Genomic DNA, 16,688 nt, shown 5'->3' on the forward strand with positions numbered 1-16,688 from the left:
GACGAATGGCAGTGCCTACCTGTTAGTTCTGACAGTATTCGACCCGCAGATTGCGCGTTTAATTGGTCACAGGCACGCCTTTGGGGTGTAGGTACAAGCGGTCTGACGGGAGAGTCTGATGAGCGCTCAAAAAACCACTGGAAGTAGACTTTCACGCAACGGCATTTTCCGATTGGTCGATATAGAGGTGCCCATCCTGGATGATGCTAATCCGCCGATTCCTGAGGGTTATATACCTCATCAATATCTTGATACCGATCTTGTTGTGCGCATTCCGCAACTGTGGGATGACGCTGCGCAGGCCGGTGAATTCAATATTGTCGAAATCGTTTGGTCACGCAGCGGAGGCGAAGGTGTCCCTCCTTTCAAGGAGCGGTGGGATGGCCCCATTACCAAGCCTTTCCCTTTTTCCGTCACCGTGCCGCGCGACTATCTGGAAAATGACGGTACCGTCCGGCTGGCTTATCGGATCACCGACGAAACCGGTATACCCACAACCTCGGACTTCCGTACCCTGGTAATTGACCGGACGCCGCCAAACAATAACGTTACGCCGCCAACGCCTGCCTTCCCGGTGGGTACGATAGATGAGGACTACGCGGCCCGGCATCGCACAGTCGATTTGGTATTGTCTGCTTACCTCGGCCGGCGGGCTTATGACAGGGTTTATTATTATATTTCGGACCAAAGTCCTCCACCTGATAGTGCTCCGAGTGGCTATGTAGAGTTTCCCGACGAAAATAGCCCACTTGTTATTCCCATTCTTGTGGATTTGTTTCGCCTGTACCGCAACGGACCTCAATACGTTCACCTGCGCCTTCAAGATCGCTCCGGTAATCGAGGCCCCAGGTCCGACCAGTCGCCCGTTGAAGTCCGATTAAAGGAAGCACCCTCAGACCTCAAACCTCTTGTCATCCCTGCCATGGCAAGTGGCTTGATCAATCGGCACGATGCACGGATTGGTGTGGTGGCCAACGTTCAGTATGACAACTGGAATGCTCGCGATCTTGTCACCATTCGGTGGGGCAGTACCCTGCTTGATGCGCAGGAGGTTACCGAGATGCCGTTCGGCGCCGGTATCCCGTGGTCGAAGTTGATAGCGATGGGCATGGGGTTTGCAGAAGGTTCGGCCACCTACACCATTACACGGTACGGCAGCAATACGCCCACGTTGCCCAGCCCCCCTACGTTAATCCGTTGGGACTTCAGGGTGGCAGGGCAAGACCATATCAACGCCCCCGCGTTGCTTAACCTCGACTTGCCAACAGTGACTGTGTTTGGCGAGGGCTCGAAGACGGACAACCATATTGATATACGTGATAAGGATCAGCGCGTATATGCCAGCGTCCTGCTTTATCACCAGCCTCGTGATGGTGAGGTGTTGGAGTTGTTCTGGGGGGGCTTCCCCAGTATGGATAAGCCGGTGGCAAGTTATATTGTGGATACCGGTAGTGGCGATGCTGAAGGCGTACGCGTGACGTTCAGTGATATTCCCTGGCAGGTGATTGTCGATGCAGGGAATGATGAAAAACTACGAGTGTACTACTCGACATTCAACGGCGTTAATGAGCAGCTTTCCAATTTTACTGAAGTCATGGTCGATGTTGTCCCTCCACAGGTATTAAGGCGTGTTGAGTTTCCAAGTGCCAATAGCAATATGTTTATAGGCTGTGACGCTAACCCGGCTATGTGGGATCACATACCTGTCCAGATTCTTCCGGAAACGGTCTTTCGCAAAGATGACGATCTTGTCGTGGAGTGGCAGGGCTATGAAGAGTTTGCGGGAGGGGGACAGGCGATTACATCAACTGCGGATACCCTGACGCATCGGCTGACTGAAGAAGAGGCGAAAAAAGGTTATACCTTCGAACAACGCAACTATGACGAGAAGATTAAACCCATCAAGTCACCAGATCCCCAGAGCCCGGGAAGTTCGGTGTCGGTTATCTATACGTTGTGGCGCAAAAACAGAGTGATAGGTTCCTCAAGATTACGCTATGCAAAAATTGATCGTAAAAGAGTGGGCAATATCTATTGCGGGCCGAATGGTGATGGCCCTGAAGACTAGAGGTATAAGCCGACTTGAGTAGTTGGTCGTCGATGTAAGTTGCAGCGTTTGGCAGTGGCAGCGCAACAGTTGTTCTATTTGAAACGTGTCTTGTTTCGAAGGCATGTGTTTGTTCGATTGTCTTGGTGTTACTCAGTGCAAAAGGAGAATACAGATGGCAACGTTGAGTAAGAAACAAAAGGCCGCCATTGCATCGCGCAAGGCCAATAAAGAACTGCTGTGCCAGCGCAGGGCGGGTGTGCTGGCGATGCCCCTGCCCACGTTTGATGCGTTGAATAATGATGGGTTGATTACTAAGGAGGCGTCGAAGAAACCGCTTACTGTAACCTTCGATATTGCGCAGTTTGCAGCGGACGAAGGTCTTGACCCTGCAATCACCAGACTCGCAGTTCATATGCGCGGTAAAGGCGCAACGAACTGGGGGGCGCCGATGTACATTGTAGACTTTAACCCAGCTTTTCCTGGCCACGAGCCTATTGGTCAACCGTTCACCCGTGATATTCCGGCGGCCCGTTTGGTGGAAGGGGAGCATGAGGTCGGCTATGTCATTCATGAAGGTAACTCGCAGACGGGATTGTTAAGAGGTGCTCCCCTGGAGGTCGACCTTACCCCGCCAGAAGACCCCAGGCACCCGGCAGCGCCCTTGTTCCCTGCTTATTTGGAGTCGAAAGGTGAAATTACTGAGCAGGATGTGGACGATCACCCAGCCGGGATGGAATGTACATTTCGCGACTATCCCATCTCTCGGCGCGCCGGTGATGATATCGAAGTCTTTTTTTCATCGGAATTTTCTTCACAGCTGTCTGAGCCTATTGACACCTTTCCTGTGGACGACTCGTTGAGTTTTACGCTGCCGTGGAACCTGATTACTGGTAATAAAGGAGGGCAGAACTACTTGTTCTACCGCCTGTGGGATCTTGCAGGGAATGTCAGCAAAGACTCGGTACCTGCGCGAATTGAGTTGAACCTGACACCAGCCCCTGATCCGCAGGAAGCCTATGTGCCGTTGGCGCTTCTTCCTGGTGACGGGCTGCTTGATTTACAAGACCTTTATGAGCCGAACGGGGTTTTCATTGCTATTCCAGAATATGAAAATAATTTAACCGACATTGACGTGATCGAATTGACCATCGGCACGCAGGCTCCGGAACGTTTTGACGTTAAGCTTTATCTGCCTTTTCCGTTAATGCTGCCTGTCGGCAGTGATACTCTTTTGGCCCATTATGGTGGAGGTGCTGGCGAGATTCCCATGACCATCGACTATTTTGTTGATCGCAATGGGACATCAACCGATGCGCCTACTCACACTATTGATGTCGATTTTTCTGCGCCTGGCCCTGCTCCGGGTGAAGATCCGGAAAACAGTTTGCTCGCGCGCGTGCGGGTCTTCGGCGTTGACCCGACTAAGGAAAATGAACTCACAGACGCTGACTTCAATAGGGACGCGACTATCGAGACCGTGCTTTGGAGCACCCCTCTTCCCGCGCCGGGTACGATAATCAAATGGTATTGGGGGGATCTAGCCCACAAGTTTGATGAGTTGACACTGACGAACGAAGGGGGCGGTGACACTCTTACGCGAACGGTGCCTTGGTCAATCATTCGTGCAGTCGGCAATAGAACGCTCCCAGTGTTCTATACGCTGGGATGGCCGACTAATGACAATACCCAGCGCTCACTTGCGCAGAATGTAGTTGTGGCGGCCAACAAAGTCGTATTGGAAGAGCCAAGGTTCGTCAAGGCGACCGCATTTTTGGCGTGTACCGACCTCAATCGAGCGACTCGCGAGGCGACGGTCAGGGTTCCTGGTAATACAGTGTATTTCCAAGAGCACATGGTCGTTCGATGCGAATTCCGCGTATTCAGTGACATTACCGGAGACACTCAGTTGGGCAATACACTGGCCCTAAGCTCGTTGCCGCTGACGCCCGATATGGTTTCCAACGGTTTCGACATAAAGATCCCCTATACGGCCCTTCGGCCAGCGGCGCGCAATTCGGTGGACTTTCACTATTTTGTGCCGATCCCGGGAGAAGGAGAGCAGCCTTCGGTAAGAGCCTGGACCCGTACACGGTTCACCGACTTGAACGGGTTTTTTTGCGAGGAGCAACCACCCACTGCATTGGAAGACGGCCTGGTAGAACAATAGACTGCGGACTGCGGACTGCGGGGTGCTTCGGCACCCTTCGGTTGCACTGCACGCGCTTTGCACTTTCACACAGCTAATCTCCCCATCTCTACCCTTATGTTCGGATTAATCCTACATATTAGGGTAAGCCTGATCTGTAACTTTGCGGCCTTGAATGGCCTGGCTCCACCCCTCTGGAAATAGGCCGAACAGTTCCGTTCTGGAATGCCTGTTAAATGAGTGGTGTCTTGTGAAGATCAATTCGTACTTTAAATTAAAACCCTTGGTTGCAATGATGCAGGTGCCATCTGTTGTGACCTTGTTGCTTCTGGCGCCAAATGCTCATGCTCGGTTGATCGAAAATGGCACCGAAACCATCCGGCACGATGATTATATCGATACCTTTGAATTGCAAAATGCCACGCTTAACGTCATACGGGGCTGGACGCAGGCCATTTATGCTAATGCCTCGAACCTGAATGTCAGCGCGGACAGTACGATCCTGGGGACGGTCGTCGCTCAGAACGGCTCTAATGTGGCTGTCGATAACAGTCGTGTCACTGCTTCCGGGGCTTACGAAACTGGCGTAACGCTGCTCAGCAGCACTGCGCAGATCAACGACAGTATGATTTCCAGTGCCGATTACCATGGTTTACTGGTGAGCAAATTTACAAACTCAACCGATATATCCACCGCGACGGTCAATGGCAGTGTCCTGGTGGGAGCAACCGGTGGTGCAGTTGTTACTGGTGGCAGTGCGTTGGAGTTGGTGCGCAGTCAGTCAATCGGCACGGGCGCCGACAGCTTTGGGTTGAGGTTGGAGAGCTCGGCGGCACGGGCGTCTGGGAGCAATATTTCAGGCGGACGTAACGGTATTGAAATGTCGTTTGACCGGCATGCGCCCGGGCCTAATACCCTTATCCTGGACGATTCTCATGTCACCGGTACCACAGGTGCTGCGTTGCTCGTAGACGGTGCTCGGGGCCAGGGTGCGGTGGCGAATATCGAGGTACGCAACGGTTCGACGCTCACCGGTGGTAATGGCAACTTGCTGGAAGTCAAAGGCGGCTCGACGGCGAATATGAATATCGCCAATAGCCAGCTCAAGGGCGATGTCGTTGTCAGCAGTGGTAGCCAGGCTCACCTTCAGCTCACTGATCTCGCCTCATTGACTGGCCGCCTGGAAAACGTTTCGTCGTTGAGTCTTGGCGAGCAATCCATGTGGGTCATGACCGGCAATAGCCAGGTGGGTGATTTGCGCCTTGCCGATAGCACGGTCAAGTTTGGGGATAGCAATGCGTTCTATCAACTTGACCTCAAGAGCTTGTCGGGCCAAGGCACTTTTGTCATGGGCACTGATTTCGCTCAGGGCCTGACGGACTTCCTGAATATTACGGGTGACGCAACCGGCCATCACGACCTGTTGCTTACCAGCAGCGGTACAGAACCGGTAAACCCAGGTGATGTGCATATCGTTCACACGGGTGGCGGTGACGCACAGTTTGCGCTGGTAGGCGGTAATGTGGATGTTGGGGCCTGGTCCTATGGCCTCCGGCAAGACGGTAATGATTGGTTCCTTGACCCGAATAATCGCACTGTCAGCCCAGGCACCCGGTCGGTATTGGCCTTGTTCAACACTGCACCAACCGTGTGGTATGGCGAGATGACATCTTTGCGTAGCCGCATGGGAGAGATTCGGCATAACGGCGCCGCAGCCGGTGGTTGGTTGCGTGCCTATGGCAATAAATATGAGGTCAGTGGTGGTGATGCGGGTGCCTATGAACAAAGCCAGCGCGGGTTCTCCTTGGGGGCGGATACCCCCTTGGGAGAAGGCCAATGGCTGCTGGGGGTAATGGCGGGCCATAGTACTTCTGATCTGGATCTCAGTCGGGGTACTTCGGGTAGTGTGCAGAGTTACTACGCAGGTCTGTATGCCACTTGGTTGGATGAGGAGAGTGGTTACTATTTTGACGGCGTCATCAAAGCCAACCGCTTGAACAATGATTCCACTGTCGGTTTGAGCGACGGCAGGCAAGCGAAGGGCAAATACAGTACAAATGCCTTGGGTGCGTCTGTGGAAGCGGGCCGTCATATCAAGCTGGATAATGATTTCTTTATCGAGCCTTTCGCCCAAGCGTCCGTGGTTACAGTACAAGGCAAGAGCTATAGCCTGGACAATGGTCTCAAAGCCAAGGGTAGCCACACCGACTCCGTGCAGGGCAAGTTGGGGGTGACAGTAGGCCGCGACTTTATGTTGGATGACGGCAGTATGCTTCAGCCTTACTTGCGTGGTGGCGTTGCCCACGAATTTGCCAAGAGCAACAAGGTGTCGGTCAATAACCAGACATTTGACAATAATCTGTCGGGGTCTCGTGTCGAGGTCGGCGTGGGTGTCGCCCTGACACTGTCCCAAAATATGCAATTGCATGCAGATTTTGACTACGGCCAAGGCAAGCACGTGGATCAGCCATGGGGGGCAAATTTCGGCGTGCGATATAGCTGGTAATCAGGCAGTGCCACTGGATTTCAACGATGCTTGAAAACGCCCCGAGGTTCGGGGCGTTGACTTTCATGCCGGGGTTTATCGAGGTTGAACGGTATTGACACGGGTAGGTCTGCGCCGCGTGGTTCTATCGAGGCTGAACAGCATTTGCACACGCAGTTCTTGGTTGTTGACGTCCATAAGATAGACGTCGAGTGCGCCTGTGACCGTATGGTCGTCGGAATTATGAAAGAATTCGACGGTGCCTCGATGTGCTTGATAAGCCGGGAGGGGCGTTTCATTAATGGTCATCAGGATGACGGCTAACTGATGTTCGTCACTGTCTTTCTCCAACTGATAACGGCCGGAGTCCGTGGTAGTGGGGTACTTGAAAATGACCACCTGTCTTGACGTTTCTGTGGGCGGTATCTTCATGGCGCCTTCCGCCAGCCAGAAGTTGTTTTTCAATTCATGTTTGCGAAAGTCCGCCTTGAAGTTTTCGCTTCCGATCGAACCTTGAAAAAAACGTTCTGCGGATTCGTGGCGGGCAGCTTTTCGGGCATTGGCATTGCTCATGGTACGGTTCTCCTGCGATGGGCGGTACGTGTGTGTGCGATGAGGGCGGTTTTGATTAATCGTTGGCACGGGAGCTGATTTCAGGGACAGGTTGTCAACCACGAGGAAGGTGGTGCCTATCACTTCTAAGGTGATCTCAGTCACGCCTGCAGGGATGGTCAGCGACGACGTGTAATTATCCCAGTCGCCACCCCCCCGAAGTTCTATCTGTGGCGTGTTACCGGGTGCAATATGGAACATCGCGAAACCGTGCCCTTCGGTTGGCGTCATGGCATCGATGGAAAAATCATAGGTCTGGCCGGGTGTGACCGCGATCTCTTGTTCGATGGACCCCCCGAGGTTTGCCTGGCACTCGTTGTCGGAAAATGTCACGGAGGAGCCCACTGGCCGGTTGGCTATCCAATGATCGCCGTTGTCGGCGAAATCACCGTTACGGATCAACTCGACAGGGACGACCACGCCGCCGTCTTCCACCAGATGGAGGCTATCGAACCAGACGTCGCCAGCATCACCCATCAGTTGTAGCGTCAGCCCGGTGGTGCCGGTAGGTGGGCGAAAGGTGCTCACATGATGGGTCCAGCCATGGTTCCCTGTTAGCGTGATTGTTTCAGTCGCCCCCGAGGGCTGCCATACCAGTCGGGCTGACCCGGCGCCGTTATAGGTAATCAACGTGTACAGGCTGAAAGAGTAGGAGGCGGTATCGGAAACCGATATGTCTTGTTCCGCCCGGCCTCGCCCCGTGATCACGCAATGCTGGCGGGAAAAATCAACTCGGCCTGGAGCGGTGGCAGTAACGTTCCAATAGCGTTCACGATGGGCGAAGTTGCCATTGAGCACCAAGTTACTGTTCATTGGTTGTGTTGACATGGATCAGCCCCGTGCCCTTGGATGGGTTGGTTGTGAGCGATTCAATTCAGCGCCATAAGCACGCGCTGCACAACTGTCAGAACTAACAGGTTTGCCGGTCCATTCGTCGGTTTTTCTTTACCCATACGCTTAGCCAGGCCTAGCCAAACAACCCTGCCGCAATATTGATTGAGAACCCCAGGATCGCGGTATTGAACAGAAACCCGATCAACGATTGCCCCAGCACCACTTTACGCAAGCTACGGGTGGCAACACCCACGTCCGATGTCTGCACGGCCACGCCGATGGAGAAGGAGAAATACAGGAAGTCCCAATAATTGGGGGTGAGCAAGCCCTCGGCAAAGCGCAGCGCCGGCTCCTTGCCTTGCCAGGTGTAATAGAGCCTGGCGTAGTGCACGCTGAAAATCACCCCGATCAGCAGCCAGGAGCCGATCACTGTCAGCCCGGTAAAAGCGTAATGCAGCAGACGTTCGGAAGTGGCCAGGTCCTTGCTGCCCACCAGTTCGAAGGTGATGGTGGCCAGGCTGGCGATGGCGGCGATGCACACCATGAACAGCACCAGGCCGGCGTTCTCGTCTTCGACTTCGGCGATGCGCTTGACGTCTTCGGCCTTGGCGCGAATGGTCAACCAGAACATCAGTATCAGGTAGGTCCAGACCCCGGCGTTCCAGCCGATCAGGATTTTGCTGGCAAGGGTGTCGGCCGGCACCAGGAGGCCGACCGCAAGGCCCAGTACGGCGGCGGATGAGAGGCGAGGGTGGGTGCGGGCGAGGAAGGGCATGGTGGCTCACAAAGAACGCTGGAAACCATAGCCTATCCCTGTAGGAGCGAGCGTGCTCGCGAAAAACTTCAAAACACCGCGTGCATCCAGACGGCCCGCGTTATCGTTGACGATCTTCGCGAACAAGCTCGCTCCTACAGTGTGGGCATTACTGGCGCTTGCGCACCAGCTTCATCACCACCACGAAGAACACCGGCACAAACACCACCGCCAATGTCGCCGTGATCATTCCGCCAATCACACCGGTGCCAATCGCCTGCTGGCTGGCCGAGCTGGCCCCCGTAGCAATCGCCAATGGCACCACGCCGAGGATGAATGCCAGGGACGTCATGATGATCGGGCGCAGTCGCAACCGTGCCGCTTTCAAGGTGGCGTCGATCAAATCCTCGCCCTGGTCATACAGGTCCTTGGCGAACTCGATGATCAGGATCGCGTTCTTCGCCGACAGGCCGATGATGGTGATCAAGCCGACTTTGAAAAATACGTCGTTGGGCATCCCGCGTAGCGACACGGCCAACACCGCACCCAGTACCCCCAGCGGCACCACCAGCAACACCGAGGTGGGAATCGACCAGCTTTCATACAGCGCGGCCAGACACAGGAACACGATCAGCAGCGACAGGCCCAACAGCAGCGGGGCCTGGGAACCGGACAAGCGCTCCTGCAACGACAAGCCCGTCCATTCCTGGCCCAGCCCGGCGGGCAGTTGGCTGACCAAGCGCTGGATTTCGTTCATGGCCTCGCCAGTGCTGTGCCCCGGCGCCGCTTCGCCGCTGATGGCGATGGCCGGGTAGCCGTTGTAACGGGTCAACTGCGTGGGGCCCTGGGTCCACTTGGCTTCGACGAAGGCTGAGAGCGGCACCATCTTCCCGGCGTTGTTGCGCACGTGGATTTTCATCAGGTCGGCCACCTGGCTGCGCTGGTCGCCTTCGGCTTGCACCACCACGCGCTGCATACGGCCCTGGTTGGGGAAGTCGTTGATATACGCCGAACCTATCGCCGACGACAGCACGTTGCCTACGTCGGCAAACGACACACCCAGGGCGTTGGCCTGCTTGCGGTCCACTTCCAGCTGCACTTGTGGTGCTTCAGCCAAGGCGCTTTCACGCACGTTGGCCAGGATCGGGCTTTTCGCTGCAGCGTCCAGCAATTCGGTACGTGCGGCCATCAACCCGGCGTGGCCGACGCCACCGCGGTCCTGCAAACGGAACTCGAAACCACTGGAAGTGCCCAGGCCGTCTACCGGTGGCGGCAGGATTGCATAGGCAATCGCGTCCTTGAGCTCGCTGAAGGCTATGTTCGCGCGATCGGCGATCGAGGAAGCGGAGTCATCGCTGCCACGTTCTGACCAGTCCTTGAGCGTGGTAAACGCCAGCGCGGCGTTTTGCCCGGAACCGGAGAAGCTGAAGCCCATGATCATGGTGGTATCACCCACCCCAGGCTCGCCTGCGTTATGTGCCTCGATCTGTTCGGCCACCTGCACCGTACGGTTCTTGCTGGCGCCCGGCGGCAACTGGATATCAGTGATGGTGTAGCCCTGGTCTTCCACCGGCAGGAACGAGGAGGGCAGGCGGCTGAACAACAGGCCCATGCCCACCAGTAATACCAGGTAGATCAGCAGGTAGCGGCCGCTGCGCTTGAGGGCATAGGCCACCCAACCTTCGTAACGGTTGGTGAGTTGGTCAAAGCGCTGGTTGAACCAGCCGAAGAAACCACCCTTGGCATGGTGCTCGCCCTTGGCAATCGGCTTGAGCAAGGTGGTGCACAGTGCCGGGGTCAAGGTCAGGGCCAGGAAAGCGGAGAACAGGATCGAGGTGGCCATCGACAGTGAGAACTGCTGGTAGATCACGCCCACCGAACCCGGCATGAAGGCCATCGGCAGGAACACCGCCACCAGCACCAGGGTGATACCGATGATGGCCCCGGTGATCTGGCCCATGGCTTTCTTCGTCGCCTCTTTGGGCGACAGGCCTTCGGTGGCCATGATGCGCTCGACGTTTTCCACCACCACGATGGCATCGTCCACCAGGATGCCGATAGCCAATACCATGCCGAACATGGTCAGCACGTTGATCGAGAAGCCCAGCAGCAACATGGTGGCGAAGGTGCCCATCAGCGCGATCGGCACCACCAGCGTGGGAATCAAGGTGTAGCGCACGTTCTGCAGGAACAGGAACATCACCGCGAACACCAGCGCCATCGCCTCCAGCAAGGTGTAGATCACCTTGGTGATCGAGACTTTGACAAAGGGCGAAGTGTCGTAGGGAATCTTGTATTCCACATTGGCAGGGAAGTAGCGCGACAACTCGTCCATTTTCGCCCGCACCAGCGTTGCGGTACTCAATGCATTAGCGCCGGGCGACAGTTGCACGCTGACGGCGGTGGACGGCTTGCCGTTCAGGCGGGTGGAGAACTGGTATTCCTGGCTGCCGACTTCCACCCGTGCCACATCGCCGATGCGCACGGTGGAGCCGTCGGGGTTGGCCTTGAGCACGATGTCGGCAAACTCCGCCGGAGTGGACAGTTGCCCCTTGACCAGCACCGCCGCGGTGATCTCCTGGGTGTGGGTGCCCGGCAAGTCACCGATGCTGCCCGCTGAGACCTGGGCGTTCTGGGCGCTGATCGCGGCGTTGACGTCGGCCGGCGTGAGGTTGAAACCGATCAGCTTCTGCGGGTCAATCCAAATACGCATCGCTCGCTCGGCGCCATACAACTGGGCCTTGCCGACCCCGTCCAGGCGCTTGAGCTCGTTCATCACGTTGCGCGCCAGGTAATCACTGAGCGCCACGTCGTCAAGCTTGCCGTCGTTGGACGTCAATGTGACCAGCAGCAGGAAGCCGGCGGAGACTTTTTCCACTTGCAAGCCTTGCTGAGTCACGGCCTGGGGCAGGCGCGGCTCGACGACCTTGAGGCGGTTCTGCACATCCACCTGGGCCATTTCCGGGTCGGTGCCCGGCTGGAACGTGGCGGTGATCGTCGCCGAACCCAGGCTGCTCTGGGATTCGAAATACAGCAGGTGATCGGCGCCGTTGAGCTCTTGCTCGATCAGGCTGACCACGCTCTCATCCAGGGTCTGGGCCGAGGCACCGGGGTACACCGCGTAGATTTCCACTTTGGGCGGCGCGACGTTGGGGTATTGCGCCACCGGCAATTGCGGGATCGCCAGGAAGCCCGCCAGCAGGATAAACAGGGCCACCACCCAGGCGAAGATCGGGCGGTCAATAAAGAACTGCGGCATGACGGGTTATTCCTTTACGAGCGGGCTGTCGTCCACTTCAACTTTTTCACCGGGGCGTGCGTGTTGCACGCCCTCGACGATAATGCGGTCGCCGGGCTTGAGGCCGCTGGTGACGATCCAGCGGTTGTCGATCACCGCACCCAACTCCACCGGTTGCTGGCTGACGGTCTGTTCGGCGTCCAGCAGCAACACCATCGGGATACCAGCGCTGTCACGGGTGATTGCGCGTTGCGGCACGCTGATACCTTTTTTGTCCACGGCCTGTTCCACGCGCACCCGCACAAAGCTGCCGGGCAACAGGTCGAGGTCCGGGTTGGGGAACTCGCTGCGCAGGATGATCTGCCCGGTGCCCGGGTCGACGCTGATGTCAGCGAAGAGCAATTTGCCTGGCAACGGGTACAGGCTGCCGTCGTCCTGGATCAAGGTGGCCTTGGCCTGGTCCTGGCCGACCTGCTTCAAGCTGCCGGCACGAAAGGCGCGGCGCAGGTCGTTCAGCTCACGGGTGGACTGAGTGAGGTCGGCGTGGATCGGGTCCAGTTGCTGGATAATCGCCAGCGGCGTGGCTTCGTTCTGGCCGACCAGCGCGCCTTCGGTCACCAGGGCGCGGCCAATGCGCCCGGAAATCGGTGCGGTCACGGTGGCATAGCCCAGGTTCAGCCTGGCACGCTCGACGGCGGCCTTGTTGGCGGCCACTTCGGCGTTGGTCTGGCGCAGGGCGGCGCGGGCGTTGTCGTACTCCTGGCCGCTGATGGCGTTGCCTTCGACCAGTTGGCTGTAGCGCTGTTCTTGCAGGCGCGCCTGGAACGCATTGGCCTCGGCCTTGCTCAGGTTGGCCTGGGCACTGTCCAGGTCGGCCTTGAACGGCGCCGGATCAATACGGAACAACACGTCGCCTTGCTTGACGTCGTGGCCTTCGTTGAACACCCGCTGCATGACCACCCCGGCGACCCGGGCGCGTACTTCGGCGATACGCGGTGCGGCGATGCGCCCGCTCAGTTCGCTGGTAATAGAGAGGGGCTTGGCCTGCAGGGTTTCGATCCGCACTTTGGCCAGGGGCATTTGTGGCGCCTCGTCTGCCGACTGACCACACGCGCTCAGCGCCAGTGTGAGGGCCAACAGGCAAAACGGCGCAAACAGATTCTTCGACATGCTCTTATCCCAATATTGACTGGCGCATCCTAGGGGCACCTGCGCCGTGGTGCTGTGAAGCTGTGTAGCGGGTCTGTGAAGAAGTGTAAGGTACGGCGCGCAGGGCGTCGGGGGCGTATATCCTTGCACAATCCTGCAACACACCAACAAACAGCATTATTTGGAAACACCATGCCCAACATCCTCCTGGTGGAAGACGACGCCGCACTCTCCGAGCTGATTGCCAGCTACCTGGAACGCAATGGCTACCACGTCAGCGTGCTCAGCCGCGGCGACCATGTCCGTGAACGCGCACGCCTGAACCCGCCGGACCTGGTGATCCTCGACCTGATGCTGCCGGGCCTCGACGGCCTGCAGGTGTGCCGTTTGCTGCGCGCCGATTCGGCGGGGCTGCCGATCCTGATGCTGACCGCCCGCGATGACAGCCACGATCAGGTTCTGGGGCTTGAGATGGGCGCCGACGACTACGTGACCAAACCCTGCGAGCCGCGCGTATTACTGGCCCGGGTGCGCACATTGCTGCGTCGCAGCAGCCTGTCCGAACCCCAGGTGGCCAGCGACCAGATCGTCATGGGCAACCTCTGCATTGATCTGTCCGAACGCACCGTGACCTGGCGCGAACAGGCGGTCGAGCTGTCCAGTGGTGAATACAACCTGCTGGTGGTGCTGGCCCGGCATGCCGGCGAAGTGCTCAGCCGCGATCAGATCCTGCAACGCCTGCGCGGTATCGAGTTCAACGGTACCGACCGTTCGGTGGACGTGGCCATCTCCAAGCTGCGACGCAAGTTCGACGACCATGCGGGCGAGGCGCGCAAGATCAAGACAGTGTGGGGCAAGGGGTATCTGTTCAGCCGTTCCGAGTGGGAATGCTGAATCATGTTTCGCGTACTGCTGCGCCTCTACCTGATCACCATCGTCACCTACAGTGCGGCGATTTACCTGATTCCCAAGCTGGTGATCCAGCTGTTCGAACACCGCTACATGGACTACAACATCGAACAGTCCCGCGGCCTGCAAAAACTCATGGTCAAGCAGTACCAGCGCGCACCGGTGGAGCGCTGGTCCCAGGTGACCGACCAGTTGAGCCGCGATTTTGCACCCTTGAAAGTGCAACTGTTGCTGCGCCAGGACGCCCGCTACACCCCTGAGGAAGAACAGCTGCTGGAGCAAGGCAAGCCAGTGATCCGCCTGGGCGAATGGGGCTGGATGGAGGAAATCAGTTCGCCGATCAACCAGCAGTTCGCGGTCAAGCTGACCGTACCGCCAGACCCGTTGGACATGAACCTGCTGTACTGGTCGATGAACGTGCTGGTCGGTGCCGCCTTGCTGGCGTGCCTGCTGGTGTGGCTGCGTCCGCACTGGCGTGACCTGGAGCGTTTGAAAAGTACCGCCGCGTTATTGGGCAAGGGCCATCTGGAGGCGCGTACGGGGCTCGCACCCAGCTCCAGCATCGGCGGCCTGGCGGCGGTATTCGACACCATGGCCGACGATATCGAGCGCCTCTTGAACCAGCAGCGCGATTTGCTCAATGCGGTCTCCCATGAACTGCGCACACCGCTCACCCGCCTGGATTTCGGGCTGGCCCTGGCGCTTTCCGAAGACTTGCCCCCGGCCAGCCGCGAGCGCCTGCAAAGCCTGGTGGCGCATATTCGGGAGCTGGATGAGCTGGTGCTGGAATTGCTGTCTTACAGCCGCCTGCAAAACCCGGCGCAATTGCCCGAGCGGGTAGAGGTGGCGCTCGACGAGTTTATCGACAGCGTGTTGGGCAGCGTCGACGATGAGCTGGAGAACCCCGATATCGTCATCGATGTGGTCCTCGATTGTGCCGTGGAGCGCTTCAGCCTCGACCCGCGCCTGACTGCCAGGGCCTTGCAGAACCTGCTGCGCAATGCGACGCGCTACTGCGACAAACGCATCCAGGTGGGCGTGCGGGTATGCCCCAAAGGCTGTGAAATCTGGGTGGACGACGATGGCATCGGCATACCGGCGGAGCAGCGCGAGCGCATCTTCGAGCCGTTCTACCGCCTGGACCGTAGCCGCGATCGCGCAACCGGTGGCTTTGGCCTGGGCCTGGCGATCAGCCGGCGCGCCCTGGAGGCCCAGGGCGGCACTTTGACGGCCTTGGCGTCTCCCTTGGGCGGGGCGCGGTTTCGTGTGTGGCTACCTAACCTTTCGTGATCAAAGCACTTTGACTGCGCGGCCGATCCCGTGAATCGGCCCGGTGGGTTTGCCGGTGGGCGAGCCATTGGGCCCTTCCAGCGTCAGTTCAAACAACTGGTTCGGCGCCAGTGGCGGCAGCTTGTCCAGCGGCACCGACAAGGTCTGCCCCGGTTTGACCAGCCCCAGTGATACGGGCCCCTGCCAGCCATCGCCCTTGGTCCAGAACTCCAGGGCTTTGTCGGCAGGAATCTCGATCACCCCCAGTGGAATCAACTGGATCTGCTGATTATCACTGGCCTGCACCACCCAGCCCGGTGCCTGGCTTTGTGGCGCCATCAACACCACCACGAAGCTGGGTGCGGGCATGGGCGGGCGCGTCAGTAATAAAGCCGCCAGCACCACGCTTGCCATCAGGCCCGCGGCAGAAAGCCCGCGCCAGAACGCCAGCAGGTTCCACCACGCCACGCTCGTTTCGGGGGCTTTGATTCCGCGTTCAATGCGCCGCCACAGCTGTGCCGAAGGCGGCACCGGTTGTGCCAGCGCGACCAGAGGCAACAGACGCTGCTCCCAGGCATCCACCGCTGCACGCAGTGCCGCATCATGGGCCAGGCGTTGTTGCACCTCTGCGCGCTGTTCGGCGGGCAGTGTCCCCAGCACGTATTCACTGGCCAGTTCATCCAGGCTGTCGTTCATGCCATGCACTCCCGCAAGGCGGCGAGGCTGCGTTTGATCCAGGCTTTGACGGTACCCAGCGGGGTACTGAGTTTTTGCGCAATTTCGCTGTGGGAGTAACCGTCCACATAGGCGTGCAGGATGCAGGTGCGGCGTGTCGGGTCGAGCCGCTCCAGGCACTGGTGGATCTGCCCGGAGCGTGCAGCAAACTCAAAAGTCTGGGCAGGCTCTGCCATCGGTTCATACTGATCGTCCAGTGGCACGTCACGCCCGGCGCTGCGTACAACGTCCAGGGCCAGGTGGCGAGTCACGCTGAACACCCAACCCCGTGCGGAGCCTCGCAGGGGGTCGAAACTGCGTGCGCCGTGCCAGATCTTGATAAAGGCGTCATGCACGATGTCCTCGGCCAGTGCCTTGTTGCGGGTAATGCGCAGCGCCACACCGAGCAAACGGCTGCTGTCCTGCTCATAGAGTTGGTGCAGGGCGCGATGATCGCCGCGGGCGCAGGCTAACAGGCACACTTCATAATCAAAGATGATTTCAGCCAAACCAGAATTCCTGCCACTG

General features: G+C 58.0%; 11 protein-coding genes and 1 pseudogene. 5 read left to right on the forward strand and 7 right to left on the reverse strand.

The features are described 5' to 3' along the window. The first annotated feature begins 118 nt into the window (after positions 1-118). From BT204_RS18700 to BT204_RS18710, 3 genes are all read left to right on the forward strand, one after another. A complete protein-coding gene (locus tag BT204_RS18700; RefSeq protein WP_072447825.1) occupies positions 119-2,068 on the forward strand; it encodes a hypothetical protein in 1,950 nt (649 codons plus the stop codon). Positions 2,069-2,222: 154 nt separating this feature from the next. Beyond that, positions 2,223-4,217: a hypothetical protein gene (locus BT204_RS18705; RefSeq protein ID WP_072447827.1), complete on the forward strand. Its 1,995-nt coding sequence runs from the start codon at positions 2,223-2,225 to the stop codon at positions 4,215-4,217. Positions 4,218-4,446: 229 nt separating this feature from the next. Further along, positions 4,447-6,702: an autotransporter outer membrane beta-barrel domain-containing protein gene (locus tag BT204_RS18710; RefSeq protein WP_345769713.1), complete on the forward strand. Its 2,256-nt coding sequence runs from the start codon at positions 4,447-4,449 to the stop codon at positions 6,700-6,702. A gap of 75 nt (positions 6,703-6,777) precedes the next feature. On the opposite strand, the gene BT204_RS18715 is transcribed toward BT204_RS18710, so the two are convergent. From BT204_RS18715 to BT204_RS18730, 5 genes and pseudogenes are all read right to left on the reverse strand, one after another. Further along, positions 6,778-8,121 (reverse strand): carbohydrate binding domain-containing protein, encoded by a 1,344-nt coding sequence (locus BT204_RS18715; RefSeq protein ID WP_139271528.1) that lies wholly within the window; start codon positions 8,119-8,121, stop codon positions 6,778-6,780. A gap of 139 nt (positions 8,122-8,260) precedes the next feature. Further along, complete coding sequence (locus BT204_RS18720; RefSeq protein ID WP_072447831.1) at positions 8,261-8,902, reverse strand: DUF1345 domain-containing protein; 642 nt, start codon at positions 8,900-8,902, stop codon at positions 8,261-8,263. Positions 8,903-8,941: 39 nt separating this feature from the next. After that, positions 8,942-9,028: pseudogene (locus BT204_RS28185) on the reverse strand (outer membrane lipoprotein carrier protein LolA); the annotation flags it as partial. Between the two features lie 22 nt (positions 9,029-9,050). Next, complete coding sequence (locus BT204_RS18725; RefSeq protein WP_072447833.1) at positions 9,051-12,140, reverse strand: efflux RND transporter permease subunit; 3,090 nt, start codon at positions 12,138-12,140, stop codon at positions 9,051-9,053. A gap of 6 nt (positions 12,141-12,146) precedes the next feature. Beyond that, entirely contained in the window at positions 12,147-13,289 is a 1,143-nt protein-coding gene (locus BT204_RS18730) for an efflux RND transporter periplasmic adaptor subunit (RefSeq protein ID WP_072447835.1), read from the reverse strand. 171 nt (positions 13,290-13,460) lie between these two features. On the opposite strand from BT204_RS18730, the gene BT204_RS18735 reads away from it, so the two are divergent. Together BT204_RS18735 and BT204_RS18740 are read left to right on the forward strand one after the other, a co-directional pair. Then, on the forward strand, positions 13,461-14,162 hold the full coding sequence (locus tag BT204_RS18735) for a response regulator (RefSeq protein WP_003190934.1): 702 nt from the start codon (positions 13,461-13,463) through the stop codon (positions 14,160-14,162). A 3-nt stretch (positions 14,163-14,165) separates the two neighbouring features. Beyond that, the gene (locus BT204_RS18740; protein ID WP_072447837.1) at positions 14,166-15,467 is read left to right on the forward strand and encodes an ATP-binding protein; all 1,302 of its coding nucleotides are present in this window, start codon (positions 14,166-14,168) and stop codon (positions 15,465-15,467) included. On the opposite strand, the gene BT204_RS18745 is transcribed toward BT204_RS18740, so the two are convergent. Together BT204_RS18745 and BT204_RS18750 are read right to left on the reverse strand one after the other, a co-directional pair. Continuing rightward, positions 15,468-16,142 (reverse strand): anti-sigma factor, encoded by a 675-nt coding sequence (locus BT204_RS18745; protein ID WP_054897463.1) that lies wholly within the window; start codon positions 16,140-16,142, stop codon positions 15,468-15,470. Then, positions 16,139-16,669 carry a sigma-70 family RNA polymerase sigma factor gene (locus BT204_RS18750; protein ID WP_072447839.1) on the reverse strand — a complete coding sequence of 177 codons (531 nt, stop codon included), beginning with the start codon at positions 16,667-16,669 and terminating at the stop codon, positions 16,139-16,141. Before BT204_RS18750 ends, BT204_RS18745 begins: the two co-directional genes overlap by 4 nt. Positions 16,670-16,688 lie beyond the last annotated feature (19 nt).

The organism is Pseudomonas sp. NFPP02, assembly GCF_900119355.1.
In the GTDB taxonomy this organism is placed as follows: Bacteria; Pseudomonadota; Gammaproteobacteria; order Pseudomonadales; family Pseudomonadaceae; genus Aquipseudomonas; species Aquipseudomonas paracarnis.

Coding starts and splice junctions, on each gene's coding strand:
- BT204_RS18700 (WP_072447825.1), top strand. CDS start 119: ATGAGCGCTCAAAAAACCACTGGAAGTAGACTTTCACGCAACGGCATT.
- BT204_RS18705 (WP_072447827.1), top strand. CDS start 2,223: ATGGCAACGTTGAGTAAGAAACAAAAGGCCGCCATTGCATCGCGCAAG.
- BT204_RS18715 (WP_139271528.1), bottom strand. CDS start 8,121: ATGTCAACACAACCAATGAACAGTAACTTGGTGCTCAATGGCAACTTC.
- BT204_RS18720 (WP_072447831.1), bottom strand. CDS start 8,902: ATGCCCTTCCTCGCCCGCACCCACCCTCGCCTCTCATCCGCCGCCGTA.
- BT204_RS18725 (WP_072447833.1), bottom strand. CDS start 12,140: ATGCCGCAGTTCTTTATTGACCGCCCGATCTTCGCCTGGGTGGTGGCC.
- BT204_RS18730 (WP_072447835.1), bottom strand. CDS start 13,289: ATGTCGAAGAATCTGTTTGCGCCGTTTTGCCTGTTGGCCCTCACACTG.
- BT204_RS18735 (WP_003190934.1), top strand. CDS start 13,461: ATGCCCAACATCCTCCTGGTGGAAGACGACGCCGCACTCTCCGAGCTG.
- BT204_RS18740 (WP_072447837.1), top strand. CDS start 14,166: ATGTTTCGCGTACTGCTGCGCCTCTACCTGATCACCATCGTCACCTAC.
- BT204_RS18745 (WP_054897463.1), bottom strand. CDS start 16,142: ATGAACGACAGCCTGGATGAACTGGCCAGTGAATACGTGCTGGGGACA.